The sequence below is a fragment of the Mycobacterium sp. NGS24 genome (genome assembly GCF_059813065.1).
Map to the genome: position 1 here is coordinate 1 of NZ_JCALDW010000033.1, position 14,544 is coordinate 14,544.

A 14,544-nucleotide genomic window follows, 5' to 3' on the forward strand; every position below is an offset into this window, starting at 1 on the left:
CAATCGGTTAATGCGTGCGGTTTGTTCGGTTAATGGTAGATGGGCCGATTCGAAGCTCAGTTGTTTAGCGTCCTGAACTGCAGTTTCAATATGGAACCAATTATTTTGTGCCGTCGGCTGCTCGCACTTTCTTGTGCTCGACAGCACTTGGGTGTGCTTTGCGTTGGCTGCTTTGAGGGGCGAAATTCGCCGCATAAGCCTCGAGGGTGGCTAGGTCGGGGGTTGTGGCCGTTTATGACGTGGAGATTATTGATGAGGTCTGGCGCAGTAGGAGTTCCGTGCCGCGGTCGATCCGCTCTCGGGCTTGGGCTGCGGAGAGTCGGTGGCCACTGAAGGCGGTGAGGTTGGCCAGCCAGACATCAGTGATGAGTCCGGCGAGGTCATGGTGGTGCTCGGTGACGGTGCTGCCGCCCAATGCGTGGGCGAAGAGTTGTTGCAGGATGTCGGCGGTCTGGGTGACGGTGGGCGCGGCGGTCGCGTCGGCGACCACCAGGGCGCGCGTGGTGGCTTCGGTCAGGTTAGGGTCGAGCTGCCATTCGACGTGCAGTCGTGAGGTCAGGGCTGCGACCCGCTGGGCAGGCGTGGTGTCGTTGTGGTGCCATGCGCACTCGGCGGCCAGTCGGTCGAATTCGCGGCGCAACACCGCGACCAGCAGGTGCGGTTTGGACGGGAAATACCGGTAGAGCGTCCCCACACCGATGCCGGCGACATCAGCCACCGCCCGCATCTGCACCGCGCTATAACCGCCGCAGGTCGCTGCATGCAGGGTCGCATCCAGGATCTCACTCGCGTGGGGTGCCTCACCGGCAGGTTGCGCCGCGGTCATGACGTCCCGGCACCGGTTGCGCGAGCCCGCCCCGAGCAGCCCGCTCTTGACGGCGGCCATGCACCATCGGCCCGACAGTCACCCATACCGAACCCCCGCTACGAGCAGTATCCCTGCGCTACCGTTCGTACCACAACGGTGGGCGGTGCGGCGCGAATCCCCGGGTTGCCGACGACGTCGGACCCGGCCGGGCCCGGTGGGGTTTATCGGGTGCGGGCGTGGGCGTGCAGGAAGTCGTCAACGATGTGTTCGCAGTCCTCGCGGTTGATGGCGCGTAGGCCGGTCAGGCGGGCGAAGGCGATCGGGCCGACGAGCTGGCACATGGCGAGGTCGACATCGAAGTCGTCGAGTTCGGCGGCGGCGGCCGGGCTTTGCAGCAGCTCGGCGAAGGGCTGTCGGTAATGGGCGACGACGCGTGTGCGTAGCGCGTGGCGGTCGTGCACCTCGTCGGGGCGCTCCGGTGTCGGCCCGAGGGCGACCCAGGCCAGCGTGGTGGCGTGCAAGGGTGCGTCCTGAAACAGGATCGCTTGCCGGCTGAGCAGTTCGATGAGCTGTTCGCGCAGCGAGCCTTGCGCCGGCGGCAGGCTGACCTGGGGCAGGAGCCGCTCAAAAGTGGCGGCCAGCAGGTGGGTGGAGCTAGTGAAGTGGCGGTAGAGCGTGGTTCTGGCCACTTTGGAGGCCTTGGTGACCGCCTCGATGGTGACCGCTTCGACCCCGCCGGCGCTGAGCAGCTTGGCCGCGGCGTCGAGCAGCCGGGTCCGGGACCGCGCCAGGCGTGGATCCACCTCGTCGCCGTCGATATCGACAGCACGTTCCTCCGCGCCTGGCTCCACCTGTTCACCGTAATCCTCGCCGCCTGGCGTCGACGCCGATACCGCGGACGCAAGGCTGGCATTTAGCGAAACGATACTGTTAGTATCGGAGCGATACCGTTAGTACCTGTATCGCCGTGCAGGCCAACACCGAGGGGGTAAGGCCATGGTGAATCACCAGCAACGCCGGGAGCTCATCCGGCGCCAGATCCAGGACCCGACCGCGGCGACGCCACTGACGCGGCGGCCGGCGCGGGCTGTCGGGCGCACCGGCGCGGTGGTGGCGCGGGCGGCCAAGCGGCTGCTGCCCGGCGTCTTGTTCGAGGAGGTCCGCCACGTTCGCCATGATCTGGCCAAGCTCGGGCACGCCCGGGTTGCGACCGCGGGTGATCGTGTGCGTCCCCGCCACTATCCGCCGCGGTCGTGTTCCTATCTCGACGACGAGCTGATGGGCCGGGAGATGTTGGACTGAAGCTGTCGCGGCCGCTGGGGGCAGGCCGCGACCGGCGGGCGGGCGTATTGCGCTTTGCCGGATGCCGCACAAAGATACCGATAGTACTGTTGCGATACCGACAGTTTCTTTATGCCGCCGGGGGGGCCGGGATGGTAATCAAGGGCTGGGGCGATGCCGGCGTGGCGACGTTGAGTCGCCCCAAGGAGCAGCGTGGCGCCGCGGAAGCGGCACAGGGCCGCGACACCTACAGTGAGCGCCTAGCGCGGCTGTCGGGTTTCGCGATCCGGCACAAAGCGTTGGTGATCGGGTCCTGGATCGCCGCCGCGGTGGTGCTGGCGATCCTTTTTCCGCAACTGGAAACGGTCGTCAAGCACCAGTCGGTGCATCTGATACCGCCCGGGGCGCCGTCGCTGCAGACCGTAGACCGGATGGGCTCGGCGTTCGGTGAACAAGGCTCCAAGACCACGATCTTCGTGGCGATGGAGGATCCCAGCGGGCTGACCCCGCAGGTTAAGCAGCGCTATGACACGTTGATCCAGCGGTTACGGGCCGACACCAGCCACGTCCGGCAGGTCCAAGACCTCCTGGCCGACCCGGTCACCGCCGCGCAAGCTCTCAGCGCCGACCGCAAGGCATGGTACGTGCCGGTGGGGGTGGCCGGAACCCTCGGTGATCCCAGCACCGCGGAATCGGTGCGGGCGGTACGCGGCATCGTCGCCGAGGTTTTCGGGCACTCACCGACCACCGTGCGCGTCACCGGCCCACCCGCCACCTTCAGCGATCAAATCGATTCCGCTGAACAGGATCTGATCCTCATCTCGGTGGCCACCGCCGGGCTGATCGCCATGATCTTGCTGCTGATCTATCGGTCGGTGTTCACCGCGATGCTGCCGCTGCTGGTGATCGGTATCAGCCTCGCGGTCGGGCGCGGGGTGCTCTCCGGACTCGGCGAAGCCGGCATGCCGGTGTCTCAGTTCACCGTCGCGTTCATGACGGTGATCCTGCTGGGCGCCGGCACCGACTACTCAGTGTTCTTGATCAGCCGCTACCACGAACAGCGCCGCCAACAGGTCCCCGCCCAGACCGCGGTCATCCACGCCACCGCCACCATCGGGCGGGTCATCGCAGCCTCGGCCGCCACCGTCGCGCTGGCATTTCTGTCCATGACCTTCGCCGAACTGAGCGTCTTCGCCGCACTCGGCCCGGCCTGCGCCATCGCCGTGATCATCGGGTTCGCCGCCACGGTCACTCTGTTTCCCCCCGTACTCGCGCTGGCCGCCCGGCGTGGGATCGGTGAACCCAACACCGACCGCACCCGCCGTTACTGGAACCGGATCGCGGTGGCCGTCGTACGACGCCCCGTGCCCCTGCTGGCCGCCAGCCTGATCTTCGTCCTAGCTCTGTGCGCAGTGGCGACCACCATGCGCATCAGCTACGACGACCGCCAAGGCCAAACGACCACCTCGGCCAGCAACGAAGGGTATCGACTGCTGGATCGCCACTTCCGCAAAGACATCGTGATCAACGAGTTCTTGGTCGTGCAGTCACCCACCGACATGCGCACCAGCCGAGGACTGGCCGACCTTGACGAAATGGCCTCCCGCCTCGCCCAACTGCCCGGTGTCACCAAAGTCTCCGGAGTCACCCGCCCCGGCGGTAAACGGCTCGAACAAGCCCAACTGTCTTGGCAGAACGGCCAAATCGGTGACCGGCTCGCGGGCGCGGTCAACGACGGCCAATCCCGCCGTAGCGATCTGGGCCAACTCACCAACGGCGCCGACCAGCTCGCCGACGGGCTCACCCAACTCGACACCACCCTGGGCACCGCGCTGACCCCGCTGACTGGGCTCTTAGGCCAAGCTCAAACCGCGGGCATCCAAACCCAGCGATTGCGGCCGCTGCTGCAACAGCTTTCTGCCACCGCACCCGCCGTCGATCACGCCATTGCCGCCGGGCCCGCACTACGCCACCAAGCCGAACAAGCCCAAACCGCCATCACCACCCTTGAGCCCCTCATCGCCGCGATCAGCAACTGGCCCGCGTGCGCCGCCGCCACCGAATGCGCCCAACTACACGACCAAGCCCAACTACTCATCACGTTGCGCGACAACGGATTCTTCGACCACCTCACCACCCTCGCCGACCTCTACCAGCCGGCCACCAACACCGGCGGCGGCACCCTCGCCGACGTCACCCGGCTCATCACCACCCTGGACACCGCCATGGGCGCCGCAGGCTCCGGCGACCTCGCCGCCAACATCGGACGCCTCCAAACCGGCGTCCACCAACTCGCATCCGGTGCTCACTCGCTGGCCACCGGCGTCCACACCCTCGTCGACAGCAACCTCGAAATGCTTTCCGGCATGGGAAAAATCGCCGCCCAACTCCAACAATCCGCACGATCAGCAACCGGATCCGACACCGCCAGCGGCTTCTACCTCCCTAACGACGCCTTCGACAACCAACAATTCGCCGACGTCGCCAAACACTTCCTATCCGCGGACGGCAAAACCGCCCGCTACGCCATCGAGTCCAGCTACGACCCCTACAGCAGCGACGCGATGACCCTGGCCTACCGACTCACCGAAGTCGCTGACGCAGCACGCCCCAACACCTCACTGGCCAACACCACCATCGCCGTCGCCGGATTTCCCGCCGTCAACTCAGACATTCAACGCCTGCTCTCCGCCGACTTCCGCCTGATGGCCATCGCCACCCTGCTCGTCGTCGGCCTCATCCTCATCGTCTTGCTCCGCGCCCTGGTCGCACCGCTCTACCTACTGGGCACCGTCATCCTCAACTACGGGGCATCACTAGGAATCGGCACCCTGATATTTCAATACGGCCTCGGCAAAGAAATCGCCTGGCCCGTACCACTTCTGGCGTTCATCATCCTGGTCGCCGTCGGCGCCGACTACAACATGCTGCTCATCTCACGACTGCGCGAGGAATCCACCCGTAACATCCGCGTCGGCGTGCTCCGCACTATCGCCAACACCGGCTCCGTCATCACCTCCGCCGGACTCATCTTCGCCGCCAGCATGTTCGGCCTCATGATCGGCTCGATAGCCATCATGATCCAAACCGGACTCATCATCGGCTGCGGCCTCCTCTTGGACACCTTCGTCGTACGCACCCTCACCGTGCCTGCCATCGCCACCCTGCTCCGCGAAACCAGCTGGTGGCCACAACGAAACCCACTGCGCCACAAACCCTCTCCAACCCGAACCTAGACACACCCACCGGAATCGACCATGACTACCGCCAACCCCACACCCCCCACCCTCAGAGACCGCCGCCGCACCGAACTACTCACCCACATCCAAACCACCGCACACCAACTCTTCGCCCAACACGGCTACGCCGCAGTCACTACCGACGACATCGCCGCCACCGCCGGCATCTCCATCAGCACCTACTACCGCCACGCACCCAACAAAGAACACCTGCTGACCGCCCCGATCCAACATGCCATCGCCGAAATCATCACCACCTACAACACCCGTCCGCCCACCGAAACAGCAGCCACCTCACTCATCCACCTCCTCGTCGACCACCTCGGCGAAACAGCCGGCCAGCACTCCCCACACTGGAAACACGCCCTGCAGAGCGCACCACACCTGCTCAACAGCTCAACACTGCTCAGCGACAACCAAACCCGCCAACTCACCACCATGATCGCAACCCGCATGAACACCGACCCCACCACCGACATCCGCCCCACACTGCTCATCCACACAGCCCTGAGCACCGCACAAACCGTGCTCCAACACTGGCTCAACAACACCACCACCAACCCACCGCTGCGCACCCAACTGCAGCAAGCCCTGCACATCACCCTCGCCGGATTCCACTAAACACACCGCACTACCCCGGCCCACACCCACCAGGCCATGTGGCCACAGCCTCAGCAGATCAACTGCCGTACACCAACCCACCTCGCCAGCGCACCCCGCCGACCCCCAAAAACCACCTACCCGCGTCGACCCGACCGCCCGCAAGGCCAAATCAATCTCAACGAGCCAACGCCATCAGATACCGACCCACAGTTTACCGAGGCAGTGGAGAACGAGCGCGGTGAGCAAATGCCTTACTGCTGCCCGGCCTGTGCTCGGATGGATTTGATGAAGCTGCGGGCCTGAACCTGCAAGGGTTGGCTGTCGGGGTCATTCTGGATCAGCGTATGCGGCACCGGCGGGGCGAAAGTGGTGTCGACGCTGGCCAGGTAAGTGGGCCAGTTCGCGAGTTTCCATCGGTCACGTGCTGCGGCCCGGCGTCGTAGGTAGAGGTTCATGGTGTCGGCCGCGCAGGTTACCCACACGATGGACAGGTCGGCATTGAGGTCGTCGGCTCGGGCCTGGGTGCGGTCGATCCATGCCCTGTCGGTGAGCTCGTGCAGGTAGGGCGCAGTGGAGACAATGGAGTTGCCGCACTCGATGTTCTCTTCGATTGCCGCGTTGAGTGCTTCGTACTCATGGGGACGAATCTTGTTCATGTAGGTGGGGGATTCGCGGTCATCCAGTGAAGCGCCAAGGTCTTCGAGCCAACGCTGGACGAGCGGCCGGGTGATGGTGTCCTTGTCGAGGATTGTCCATCCGGTCTGGCGGGCTAGGACGCGACCGAATTCGGTTTTTCCGCTGCCGGCGTAGCCGCCGACAAGGACTAATTGCGGGGTGGGCAGCTGCAGACTTTTGGGTGCTGCCGCAGTGTCGGGAGCGGTGATGACGCGTGCCGAGCGGTCCTTGCTGCGCACCAGGCCTTCGGCAGTAAGCAGGTCCATCGCTTGAGTGATCGTGAAGACGCTGACGTTCCACTGCGACGCGAGCTCGCGTGTGGAAGGCAGCCGTTCACCGTCGCGGAGAATGCCGGCCTCGATGTCGTTACGAACGGCTTGGGCGATCTGGCGGTGCATCGCCTGCCGGGGCGTAGTCGGTGAGGTCATGACCATCCGTCCATAGCAGTTGAGATGCCCGACAATATCAGCCGCGATCAGTTGAAAACCAATCGCTCCAGTGCCTCATGGGGCGATTCACATTTTTTCTGACCTATCGATGCATAACAGTTGACCACCAAAAATATCAGTTGATATGTTGTCGTGGTCCAAGTCACACAGACAGGAGAAAGCTGACATGGCGATACAAAAAGGGCACCGGTTCCCGATGCAACACACAGAAGCGTTCCCGAGAGGGTTGATGTTGCTGGGTCCGATCGGCCCGGACATGGAATTTGAGCGTCCGAATGTGCAGAAGGCTGATCCGGCGACAGGTCTGCGGCAGTGGGCTGGCGCAGTGTCGGACCCCGATGAGCCGAAAGCCAAACGGGCGAGCTTCGTGGTGACATTTCTGGCCGAGGTACAGCCAGTGCCATCCACGCCGGAGCTGTTGGCGGGCAGCGGAATTCGCATGATCGAACTGGAAGGCCTGACCGCCGAACCGCGGCGGATGGGTCAGGGCGAATACACCTATGTGGGCTACGTCTACAGGGCGACCGGCATCAAAGGTGACGTGAATTCACCTGCGCCCGTGAGTAAGTCGTCGTCAGCGCCGCGCGGCGAGACCGTGAAGGCGGGTGCGTGATGGCCACCGGCAACTCGAAACCGTCCGGCAACAGCGGTCAGAGTTCGGCCGACCAGCTGGTCGAAGACATATTGCTAATGCTGGCCAAGCTCGCCGTGCTGCTCGGATCGTGGACGGTGCGGTTCCCGGTGTTGAGTTTGCCGATCATCATGATCGCATGGGCGGGCGCCTGGTTCGGGTGGGGCGGCGGGCTGATCGTGGCCGGGGTATACGCCCTCATCTACATCGCGTTGGCGCTGGTCGACCCGGCCGGATTTGGCGCTGCATCGTGGCTACCGGTCCGCACGGCTTACCTGACCTGGTGGCGCTACAAGCACGCCTGGGCGCAGGTGTGCACCCTGCACGGGTTGACCGCCACGCTGGGTGAGCGGACCATGGTCCCGCGGCTGCGGTCGGTGCGCATCGGCACCGCCACCGACACGCTGAACATCGGCATGGTGACCGGGCAGACCGCGACCGACTGGGGCAAGCAAGCCGACGCCCTGGCCCACGCCTGGGGAAGCGGTCGCGTGACGGTGCGGTCCCTGCAGCCCGGCCAGCTCACGGTCACCGTGCACCGTGATGACACCCTCGCGGCTGCGGTGCGGCTGCCCCGGCCCACCGACGCGACACGAGTGCAGCTGGCGGCGGTGACGGTCGGGGTCACCGACACCGGCACGCCGTGGCGGCTACCGATCCAGGGTCATCACATTCTGGTCGCCGGCTCAACGGGGTCGGGCAAAAGCAGCGTGGTGCAGTCCCTGGTCGCCGGACTGGCCCCCGCTGTGCGGTCAGGCCTGGTGCAACTCTGTGTGATCGACCCGAAGGGCGGGATGGAATTCGCCCGCGGCGCAGGGCTGTTCACCGCGTTCGCCGCTGACCGCACCGAGCAGACCTTGGAGTTGTTGCGAGGCCTGGTCAAGTTGATGGATGGCCGCACCCAGCTGTTGCGTGGCCACACCCGCACCCACACGCCGAGCGTCGAGGACCCGTTGACGGTGGTGATCATCGATGAACTCGCCGCCTTGACCGCCTATGGCACCGACCGCAAAATCCGCGCCGAAGTCGACCAGCTGCTCGGGCTGCTGCTCTCTCAAGGTCGTGCGGTCGGGATCACCCTGATAGGCGCCGTGCAAGACCCGTCAAAAGAAGTGGTGTCGTTGCGCCAGTACTTCACTGTCCGCGTGGGACTGCGCCTGACCGAATCGAACCAAACCACGATGATTCTTGGGCAGGCGGCGCGCGATGCCGGGGCAGTGTGCGACGAAATCCCCGAGTCCACACCGGGTGTCGGCTACGTCATGGTGGACGGCACCGCCGAACCACAACGGGTCCGGGCGTTTCATGTCACCGACGACGACATCGACTATCTGGTCACACATTTCCGGCCACCGAAACGCCGCCGACTCCCGCGCCGGCCTGACACTGCTTCCTCGCAGGGCTGAGCCATGCCGACCCCCTCACCTGCACCGGTCAGCCCCCACGCACCGCCACCGCCCGATCACTCCGCGGACCCCTTGCCCCGACGAGAAACCGCCGCCGAACGGCGAGCCCGGCCCTCCTTCCACGAAATCGCCGTCGCCGCCGCACAAACTCACGGGGTGTGCGTCCGCCCGCTGGTGATGGGAACGGTCAACCTGGACACCGGCGCCACCGACTACGCGGCGGTGCCCTGCAAATCGACCATGGAATCGCAATGCGCCCCGTGCGCGAAAAAAGCGCGCGCACTGCGCATGCAGCAGTGCCGCGAAGGATGGCACCTCGACCACGAACCGGTCCAACCAGCCATTGAACCCACCGAGCAGCAATCCGAGCTGCTGCGCTCCCGCGCTGATCTAGTCGCCGCTTACCGCGACGCCACCACCGACCGCGACCACGACCACGAAGCCGTCGCTGAGCTGCGGGCCGCGGTCGGTGAACTCGACACCCAGCTGCGTGCCACCGGGATGCGCGGCACCCTGCCACCACTGGACCCCCCGCCCACCCCGTTGCGCACTCGGTCGACGAAACGCCGCCACGACGTGATCGACCTGCCGACCCGGCAGGTCCGCAAAAACACCATCGGCCAGCAGTACGTGGGTAAGTACCGGCCGTCGATGTTCCTCACGTTGACCTGTGACAGTTACGGGCCGATCCAGGGCGGCGCCCCGATCGATCCCGGCGCCTATGATTACCGGCGTGCGGCCCGCGATGCGATCCACTTCGCCGCTCTGCTGGACCGGTTCATCCAGAACCTGCGGCGCGTCCTGGGCTGGGACGTCCAGTATTTCGCCACCGTGGAACCTCAGAAACGCGGCGCCCCGCACGTGCACATGGCGCTGCGCGGCGCGATCCCTCACGCCCTCGTCCGCCAAGTGGCTGCCGCCACCTACCACCAGGTGTGGTGGCCGAACCACGACCAGCTGATCTACACCGATTCCGGCAGGCTGCCGGTGTGGAATCCGACCCGGTGCACCTTCATCGACCCCGACACCCACACACCACTCACCAGCTGGCAGGACGCCCTACAGGCCGTCGATGACGACCCCGATGCGAACCCGGCGCATGTGGTGCGCTTCGGGGAACAGGTGCACTCCAAAGGCATCCTCGGCGGCGGCACAGAGGCGGGACGGCACATCGGGTATCTGACTAAGTACCTGACCAAATCGATCGGTGAAATCATCACACCCACCACCGCCGCCCAGCATGCCCATCACGAGCGTTTGCACACCGAACTGGCGATAACCCCATGCTCACCGCGCTGCCCCATCTGGCTGCGTTACGGCATCGTCCCCAAGGGTGCATCATCGAAAATGGTTGCCGGGCAGTGCAAATCGAAAGCGCACCGTCGAAGCACCCTCGGGCTGCCGGGCCGGCGGGTCTTGGTGTCCCGGAAGTGGTCCGGTAAAACCCTGCCTGATCACCAAGCCGACCGGCACAAATTTGTTCGGCAACTGCTCGCCGACGCCGGCATCACCCCGGACGCGCGAGACAATGTTCTTATCTACCGCCTCGAATCCGGCCAACGCACCCCACCCCGCAGCGAACTCATCATGCGAGCCATCTCCCAAAGACTCACTTGGAAAGCCCAATACACCAACGCAATCGCCGCCATCGGACCACCCGAAGGACAGCGAATCGGAGCAGGCGCATCACCGGGGCCGGGAAGTCGTGGACGTTGAGATGCTACAACTACTAACGGAATCACAAGTGCGGCAGATGATTCCGATCGGTCACAGCAAGTATTACGAGTTGATCGGGTCCGGTGAGTTGAGGTCAGTGAAGATCGGCCGACGTCGGTTCGTCACGGAAACTGCTGTTGCGGAATACATTGCGAAACTCGATGCCGAGTCAACCGGTGACACGGCGGCGTGAAATGTCCCGACAACAACTGCCGCCGCAGATCAAGAAGCTGACCGTTCGCGACCGGCGTACCGGCAAAGACGCGGTTCGGTATCAACTGACAGTCGACGTGGGCGAGGACCCTCAGACTGGCCGACGTCGACAGGTTCGGCGGCGTTACCGCACCGAGAAGGACGCACGTCGTGCACTGAGCGAAATCAGCGACGCGGCTGAGAAGAAAGTGTTCGTGCCGAGGCGCACACTCACAGTCGGCGAGATGGTCAAGAACTACCTGGCGGGTCGACACGACCTGCGTCCCACTGCGCGCGACAAGAAGGCCTACGACCTACAGCCGCTGGTGGAGCGCTTCGCCGATGTTCTGGCCCAGCGAATCACCAAGACAGATATCGATACGCTGGTTCGCGATCTCGCCGAGGGCGGCACCATGACTGCAAAGGGCCGGAAGCGCAGACCGTGGTCATCAGCGAGTGTTAACAAAAGCCTCCAGGCGATCACCGGGGTATTCGCAGATGCGGTGTTCCAAGGGCTTCTGGCTCGCAACCCGGCTGAGCTCGTCAAGCCGCTGCCGTCGGCCCACAAAGACGTGGATACCTACAGTGTCGCTGAAGTCGACATGTTGCGCGCCAGCTTCGCCGGTGACCGCCTGGCCCATGCATACGAGTTGGCCCTGGTTGGGCTGCGTCGGGGTGAGATCGCGGGGCTGCGCTGGTGCGATGTCGACCTCAAGTACAAAACCCTACGCATCGTGAACAATCGCGTGTCGGCTGGTGGCAGCGTCAGTGAGAACGATCCAAAGTCGAAGGCATCTCGTCGTGAGTTGCCATTGCCCGATCGCCTGGTCGGAGTGCTGCGCGCTGCACGTCGTCGGCAAGCAAAGGAGAGGCTGCGCCTCGGGGTCGACGCTGGCCCGTTTGACTACGTCGTGTCCAACGAGGCTGGACTGCCGTATGCGCCCCCGGTCGTGTACCGGTACTGGGTGGCTGCCGTGAAGAAGGCCGGGCTGCGACACTTGAAACTGCACGGCGCGCGGCACACGGCCGCCACCCAGTTGGCACTCGATGGCGTCGCTCCAGCTGTCATTGCCGCGTGGCTCGGTCACACGGATGCCAGTTTCACGATGAAGCTCTATACGCACTCGCAGCCTGAGGCGCTCAAGTCCGCTGGTGACACTTTCGATCGAGTTGTGACATCTCGTGACACTCAGCAGGGGTAATCGAACAATTCGAACACTGTTGATGCTGGTCAGGGCGGGACACGCCGACTCGTGTCGGATGGCGGTCGTACAGTGACCTCAGTCGCTCGAACGCATGAGCGAGCCGCGCCGTGCCGAAGGAACCCTGCTGTAATGATGATCCCCGACTACGACCAGGCCGAGATTCTCTCGTTTGAGTGGGGTGACATGCAGCTGCTCTCCAAGATCGTGGGTAACACGGTTAACCCGCTGACGGGGGACCGCAACTTGTCGATGGTGCCCTATGAGAACTCCGTCCAACCGGTTCAGTTGAAATTTGAGCCGCCCCTAATCGAGCATGCGGTGGGCGTGAACCACGGCTTTCGGCACCATTGGGAGCTACTTACGTACGCGTTCAACCTGCCAGATCCCGGGGCGTTCCCGGTGCTGCCGGGGTTGACGGACGACGACCGCCGGGTCCTCAAGCGCTATGCGCGGATGTGTCGTCAGCTTGCGGGATATTCCGCGCTGAACGAGGAAAGTGGTATGCGCTACAGCTTCAAGAGCGGCGGAGCCCCCGAAATCACGTTGGTGTTCCCGTCGCCCGAAGCTTTCGCCGGGACCTCGCTCGCCTTCCGTCAATTGCACAGCGACGACGAATTCGCGTCTTTCACTCGCACGCGGGGCAGGATCATGAAGGCCGTTAAGTTGCTGTCCGCGAGCGAGAAGGAGAGTGCGAGAAGGGTTGTAGCGCAGTGGGCAAAAGCGCGTGGCGCATTGATGAACAGAATGCTGAACACCATCGTGTGTGAGATGGCCGCCCCACCGGTTCCGCCGGATCGTGAGGTGCCGCCGTTCAGCTATGCGAACATCAACCCGCAGAAGCTGATCTTGACCTTCAACTATGGCGACACGATCCACTTCTCGGAAGACGAAGAAGCGAACCTGTCGACGCTGCTGGAAGCTGAACAGAACGCCTGCTATTACAAGCACTCGGTGCTGAGCGCCATAACGAATCTCAGTCACCTCTACTTCGGGTTCGCCGTGTTGGCTGAGTCCGCAATGGCAGACGGGGGTGGGCGAGGCGCAATGGCCTCCGGATCGGCAGCCGATTAGCAAACCAAAGTAAGTCCCGCCCGCGACCGGGCCGACTAGGGGCGTCTCCGGTGCCCGGTTCTACAGGGCGACCTGCTGGCCGGAGTAGGCGCGCGCCTCGCCGGGTGGACGGCGGTGCTGCCGGGGCCGACCAATCCGCTGCGCGGTGGGTCGACACGCGGGGCCTTCGGCATGTAGATGCCGCCTTGGGAGGGTGGCCGGCCGTTGAGGTGGGTCGCGACCAGCCCCGCGCCGAAACCCAGTTCGGTGTCGGTGTGGTGTTGGTCGCGGGCGAGCTGGAGCGGGTGTTGTGATCGCCGCTGGCGGGGCGCTGCTTCTGGTGGTGGGCCGCGCCACGGTTCGGGTGCGGTCATCGTCCTAGGTCTCGCCGCGACGGCGGCGGCCCCGATCGTGTACAGGTTACTGGCTGCCGTGAAGAAGGCCGGGCCGCGACACTTGAAACTGCACGGCGCGCGGCACACGGCCGCCACCCAATCGGCACTCGATGGCGTCGCTCCAGCTGTCATTGCCGCGTGGCTCGGTCACACGGATGCCAGTTTCACGATGAAGCGCTATACGCACTCGCAGCCCGAGGCGCTGAAGTCCGCTGGTGACACTTTCGATCGAGTTGTGACATCTCGTGACACTCAGCAGGGCTAATCGAATAACTCGCACACTGTTGATGCTGGTCAGGGTGGAGCCGATGACGGGAATCGAACCCGCGTATTCAGCTTGGGAAGCTGATGTTCTGCCATTGAACTACATCGGCGCAGATGCCCCAGAAGGCTAGCATCGTGCGATGCCAGACACCGCGCGGGTCGAGCAATCCCGAACCATCCCGGTCACCCCTGAGCAGGCGTTCCGCGGCATTATCGAGATGGACGTCCCCACCATGTTCCGGCGGCGCTACGGGCCGATTCCGCCGATCCGCGCAGTGAGCGGACGTGACGGAAATAACTGGAGCGGCACGCAGGGCCAGACGCGGGTGCTTGAACTCGCCGGCGGCGGCAGCATCCGCGAGACCGTCGTCGACGTCGACGAACCGCATGCGTGGCGCTACCGCATCACCGATTTCCAGGGTCCGCTGAAGACTCTGCTGACCAAGATCGACGGTGAGTTCCTGTTCGACCCAGCCGGGACTGGCACTCGAATCACGTGGCGCTACAACATGTTTCCGCGATCCCGGCTCGCAGCAATGGCGATGCCCGCCTTCGGCTGGTGCTGGCGGGGATATGCCCGGCAGATGCTCGAGGAGCTGGCCGACTGGCTCACCGACTGATGTCCCGGCG

At 64.4% G+C, this 14,544-nt stretch carries 15 protein-coding genes and 1 tRNA gene; 11 read left to right on the plus strand and 5 right to left on the minus strand.

Annotated elements, in window-relative coordinates:
• The 3 genes from AC5Y6Y_RS25320 to AC5Y6Y_RS25330 form a co-directional block, all read right to left on the minus strand.
• A partial coding sequence (locus AC5Y6Y_RS25320) for a hypothetical protein (RefSeq protein WP_499927931.1) occupies positions 1-195 on the minus strand: 195 nt, incomplete at its 3' end.
• Between the two features lie 37 nt (positions 196-232).
• Positions 233-886 carry a TetR family transcriptional regulator gene (locus AC5Y6Y_RS25325; RefSeq protein ID WP_230589182.1) on the minus strand — a complete coding sequence of 218 codons (654 nt, stop codon included), beginning with the start codon at positions 884-886 and terminating at the stop codon, positions 233-235.
• A 143-nt stretch (positions 887-1,029) separates the two neighbouring features.
• Complete coding sequence (locus AC5Y6Y_RS25330; RefSeq protein WP_051754198.1) at positions 1,030-1,659, minus strand: TetR/AcrR family transcriptional regulator; 630 nt, start codon at positions 1,657-1,659, stop codon at positions 1,030-1,032.
• 145 nt (positions 1,660-1,804) lie between these two features.
• Between AC5Y6Y_RS25330 and AC5Y6Y_RS25335 the strand changes: the two genes are divergently transcribed.
• The 3 genes from AC5Y6Y_RS25335 (at position 1,805) to AC5Y6Y_RS25345 (ending at position 5,949) form a co-directional block, all read left to right on the plus strand.
• Entirely contained in the window at positions 1,805-2,110 is a 306-nt protein-coding gene (locus AC5Y6Y_RS25335) for a hypothetical protein (protein WP_036443973.1), read from the plus strand.
• Between the two features lie 131 nt (positions 2,111-2,241).
• Complete coding sequence (locus AC5Y6Y_RS25340) at positions 2,242-5,325, plus strand: MMPL/RND family transporter (RefSeq protein ID WP_036443976.1); 3,084 nt, start codon at positions 2,242-2,244, stop codon at positions 5,323-5,325.
• Between the two features lie 21 nt (positions 5,326-5,346).
• Entirely contained in the window at positions 5,347-5,949 is a 603-nt protein-coding gene (locus tag AC5Y6Y_RS25345) for a TetR/AcrR family transcriptional regulator (RefSeq protein WP_036443979.1), read from the plus strand.
• A 233-nt stretch (positions 5,950-6,182) separates the two neighbouring features.
• Here the strand turns inward: AC5Y6Y_RS25345 and AC5Y6Y_RS25350 are convergent, their stop codons facing one another.
• Positions 6,183-7,040, minus strand: coding sequence for a P-loop nucleotide/nucleoside kinase family protein (locus tag AC5Y6Y_RS25350; protein ID WP_473140179.1), 858 nt, complete (start codon positions 7,038-7,040; stop codon positions 6,183-6,185).
• A 181-nt stretch (positions 7,041-7,221) separates the two neighbouring features.
• Between AC5Y6Y_RS25350 and AC5Y6Y_RS25355 the strand changes: the two genes are divergently transcribed.
• From AC5Y6Y_RS25355 to AC5Y6Y_RS25385, 7 genes are all read left to right on the plus strand, one after another.
• A complete protein-coding gene (locus AC5Y6Y_RS25355) occupies positions 7,222-7,668 on the plus strand; it encodes a hypothetical protein (RefSeq protein ID WP_036444018.1) in 447 nt (148 codons plus the stop codon).
• Positions 7,668-9,092, plus strand: coding sequence for an FtsK/SpoIIIE domain-containing protein (locus tag AC5Y6Y_RS25360; RefSeq protein WP_036443982.1), 1,425 nt, complete (start codon positions 7,668-7,670; stop codon positions 9,090-9,092). The genes AC5Y6Y_RS25355 and AC5Y6Y_RS25360 overlap by 1 nt, the downstream gene beginning before the upstream one ends.
• Positions 9,093-9,095: 3 nt before the next feature.
• On the plus strand, positions 9,096-10,808 hold the full coding sequence (locus AC5Y6Y_RS25365) for a replication initiator (RefSeq protein ID WP_080712103.1): 1,713 nt from the start codon (positions 9,096-9,098) through the stop codon (positions 10,806-10,808).
• 1 nt (position 10,809) lies between these two features.
• Positions 10,810-11,001: a helix-turn-helix domain-containing protein gene (locus tag AC5Y6Y_RS25370; protein WP_036443988.1), complete on the plus strand. Its 192-nt coding sequence runs from the start codon at positions 10,810-10,812 to the stop codon at positions 10,999-11,001.
• Positions 10,970-12,202: a tyrosine-type recombinase/integrase gene (locus AC5Y6Y_RS25375; protein WP_273439962.1), complete on the plus strand. Its 1,233-nt coding sequence runs from the start codon at positions 10,970-10,972 to the stop codon at positions 12,200-12,202. The genes AC5Y6Y_RS25370 and AC5Y6Y_RS25375 overlap by 32 nt, the downstream gene beginning before the upstream one ends.
• A gap of 132 nt (positions 12,203-12,334) precedes the next feature.
• On the plus strand, positions 12,335-13,276 hold the full coding sequence (locus tag AC5Y6Y_RS25380; protein WP_230589185.1) for a hypothetical protein: 942 nt from the start codon (positions 12,335-12,337) through the stop codon (positions 13,274-13,276).
• Positions 13,277-13,687: 411 nt separating this feature from the next.
• Entirely contained in the window at positions 13,688-13,915 is a 228-nt protein-coding gene (locus AC5Y6Y_RS25385; RefSeq protein ID WP_230589186.1) for a tyrosine-type recombinase/integrase, read from the plus strand.
• Positions 13,916-13,950: 35 nt separating this feature from the next.
• Here the strand turns inward: AC5Y6Y_RS25385 and AC5Y6Y_RS25390 are convergent.
• A tRNA-Gly gene (locus AC5Y6Y_RS25390) sits at positions 13,951-14,024 on the minus strand.
• Between the two features lie 30 nt (positions 14,025-14,054).
• On the opposite strand from AC5Y6Y_RS25390, the gene AC5Y6Y_RS25395 reads away from it, so the two are divergent.
• The gene (locus tag AC5Y6Y_RS25395) at positions 14,055-14,534 is read left to right on the plus strand and encodes an SRPBCC family protein (RefSeq protein WP_473140177.1); all 480 of its coding nucleotides are present in this window, start codon (positions 14,055-14,057) and stop codon (positions 14,532-14,534) included.
• Positions 14,535-14,544 lie beyond the last annotated feature (10 nt).